At 49.6% G+C, this 3,172-nt stretch carries 3 protein-coding genes; 1 reads left to right on the top strand and 2 read right to left on the bottom strand.

What is annotated here, in order from left to right; genetic code table 11:
• Positions 1–142 precede the first annotated feature (142 nt).
• Together JW883_06980 and mdh are read right to left on the bottom strand one after the other, a co-directional pair.
• Positions 143–523, bottom strand: a complete 381-nt coding sequence (locus tag JW883_06980) for a response regulator (GenBank protein MBN1842006.1) — start codon at positions 521–523, stop codon at positions 143–145.
• Between the two features lie 185 nt (positions 524–708).
• Positions 709–1,656 carry a malate dehydrogenase gene (gene mdh / locus JW883_06975; GenBank protein MBN1842005.1) on the bottom strand — a complete coding sequence of 316 codons (948 nt, stop codon included), beginning with the start codon at positions 1,654–1,656 and terminating at the stop codon, positions 709–711.
• A gap of 387 nt (positions 1,657–2,043) precedes the next feature.
• On the opposite strand from mdh, the gene JW883_06970 reads away from it, so the two are divergent.
• Entirely contained in the window at positions 2,044–2,928 is an 885-nt protein-coding gene (locus JW883_06970; protein ID MBN1842004.1) for a phosphoribosylaminoimidazolesuccinocarboxamide synthase, read from the top strand.
• Positions 2,929–3,172 lie beyond the last annotated feature (244 nt).

The following is a 3,172-nucleotide window of genomic DNA, read 5'->3' as shown; positions in this document are numbered from 1 at the left end:
TTGTGCGGTCCGCCTAGGCGGACCTCCGCGTCCCGCTGCAAGCGGGAATTTCCTTGACCTTGCGAATCCGCCTCAGGCGGACTGAATTGGAAACTGACGCTAGTGCCAAGTGTCTTAAGATCCGTTTATTAATGGGCATTAGCTATTCCTTGTGCAAAACAGAATGGACAACTTCTGATAACTCAGTCAAATCAAAAGGTTTTTCCAAGTAGTAGTCAGGGGACCGCTCACTCGTCAGGTTTTTCACCTGCCTGCCATAACCCGTCATGGCAATAATCGGCAAGTCAGGGAACTCCTTTCGTGTGATCTCGATGAGGCCAAGACCGCTGATGTCAGGCATGACAATATCAGTTAAAAGAACATTGTAGTCTCCCGAGCGCAGGAGCATCAAGGCGTCAAGGCCCGAGGGTACCGTTGTCACCTGGTAACGACAAAGCTCCAGGTATTCTTGAAGGATCGACAGGATCTTCTCGTCATTATCCACGATCAGGATTTTTGCGGATGTCTCGGAAATTTCGCCCATGGTTTTCCTGTTGAGTCAGATTGCAACCTCAGGGTTCAATCAGCGGGTTGTGAGTGAAGAAAAGTTCCTCAAGTTTTTATTTTATAAAAATAAACTAGAAAGTGCCTTTAAGTCAACTTTTTTTTCACACACCAGGTCCTGAAAGTGGTATTTCTTTGCCAAATATGTTACTTTCTTTTCTCCGCCTAATGTACTGTATGGATTTTCTTCCTCTTCAAGGACTCTACCAATTCGCGCACTGCCTGGGCGGACTTTTGAAGCGCGGCATGTTCCTGCTCGGTTAGGTTGATCTGGATGATTTGCTTGATGCCACCCCTTCCGAGTTTTACCGGGACACCGATAAAGAGACCGTGAATACCATATTCTCCCTCCAAATAGGCTGCGCAGGGAAGGATCTTCTTTTTGTCTTTAAGGATCGCTTCAGCTATCTCCACAGCGCCTGAAGCCGGAGCATAATAGGCGCTGCCCGTCTTCAACAAGCCAACGATCTCTGCTCCGCCATTTCTGGTCCGCTCCACCAGGGCATCTATTCGTTCCCTTGGCATGAGTTCAATGATGGGAATGCCTGCGACAGTGGAATAGCGGGGCAGGGGGACCATGGTGTCGCCATGACCACCCATGACAAAGGCGTGTGTATTTTCTACAGACACATCCAGTTCCATTGCGATGAAGGCTCGAAAGCGGGCCGAGTCAAGGACTCCGGCCATACCCACGACCCTATTCTTCGGAAAACCACTAGTCTCAAGCGCTACGTGACACATGGCGTCCAAGGGGTTGCTCACGATAATCAGGATAGCCTCTGGAGAAAGGGGGGCGATTTGTTCGATTACAGTTCCAACAATGTTGGCGTTTGTAGCCAGAAGATCGTCTCGACTCATGCCCGGTTTGCGGGGCATACCTGCCGTGACAATGACTATGTCAGACCCTGCTGAGGCCTCGAACGAGTTGGTTCCTATGAGCCTGGCATCATGTTTTTCTATTGGCGCCGCTTGCTGCAAATCCAAGGCTTTCCCCTGGGGCAAACCCTCTACGACGTCGACAAGGACAACATCAGACAACTCCTTTTCCGCCAGGCGTTGCGCTGCGGTTGCGCCTACGTTACCGGCGCCAACGATTGTAACCTTCTTGTCCATTTTTATCCTCCGTAGATGAAATCGCTTTGCGATTTCATCTACGAATAGCATACGAAGTCTGCCTGTCAATGGCAAACAGGATCTGATTTGCTCCTTGACTTTTTTCCACGGCAAATTATAAGAATTGCGGTAATCGTTCAGGCGTTCAGAGGTTCAAAACCGAAAACCTGAACAGTTGATTCGTGAGTTGTGAATAGAGAAGGTATGAAGATAGAACGATTTGAAGAGATTGAGGCATGGCAGTTGGCCCGCAGCCAGCTCGCAAGGTCAACGAAAAAAAGTAACCTTGAACGGGGAACCCTGAGCCTGTGAACGCCTACGAAAGGTAACCCTGAACCTTTGAACCCGTGAACGGTTACGATAAAACTCTGCGAAAAGGAGTTAACCTTGGAAGCTTCTGTCTACGATACAGTTTTTCCCGATTTGAAACTGGCTGGGCGCGGCAAGGTGAGGGATCTCTATGACCTTGGCGATACCCTTTTGATTGTGGCCACAGATCGCATCTCTGCCTTTGATGTGGTCATGCCCAATCCGATTCCGGCAAAGGGCTGCATATTGACCAGGATGTCCAGGTTCTGGTTTCAGAAGATGGAAGGCATTGTGCCCAATCACCTGATCACGACAGATGTAGACGAGTTCCCTGAGGCTTGTCTTCAATATGCTGATGTTCTAAGAGACAGGAGTATGTTGGTCCGAAAGGCAGACCCCCTTCCTCTGGAGTGTATAGTGAGGGGATACCTGTCAGGTTCTGGCTGGAAGTCCTATCTGGAATCAGAGGAGATTTGCGGAATAAGGCTTCCAGAGGGTCTTCAAGAATCGGACCGCTTGCCTGAACCGGTCTTTACGCCCTCAACCAAGGAAGAGGCAGGGACTCATGATGTCAATATTAGCTTCGGTCAGGCAGAGGATCTCGTGGGAAAAGACATGGCAGCGCAACTCAATGATCTGAGTGTTTCCATATATCAAAAGGCAGTGGAGATAGCCGAGCTCCGCGGGATCATCATAGCGGACACCAAGTTTGAGTTCGGCCTAATCGATGGCCGGCTTGTTTTGATTGACGAGATCCTGACACCTGACTCTTCTCGTTTTTGGCCAAAGGATACGTACAAGCCAGGTGGTCCCCAAAAGAGTTTTGATAAGCAATATGTGAGAGATTATCTCCTTTCCCTTGAGTGGGATCAGAGGCCTCCAGCCCCGGAACTCCCGCCGGATGTGGTGAAAAACACCAGGATGAAATACGAAGAGGCTTTGCACAGGCTGACTGGTACGTAGCATTTAACGGTTCACGGGTTCAGAGGTTCGGGGTTCAACGAAAGGTAACCGTTCACGGTTACAAAAAAATGAACATCGAACATCGAATCCGCCTCCGGCGGAAATGTTGAATGGGAAAACAGGAAACAAAAGAATTATTTAAGATTTTCATTACGACTATCAAAACGGCCGTTCGACAGGCCGTTCGACAGGCTCACGGTCCCGAGCCAAGTCGAGGGACTCACGGCCCTGAGCGGAGTCGAAG

The sequence above is a fragment of the Deltaproteobacteria bacterium genome, from assembly GCA_016930875.1.
GTDB lineage: Bacteria > Desulfobacterota > Desulfobacteria > Desulfobacterales.
This window is presented reverse-complemented; position numbering and strand designations above follow the sequence as displayed.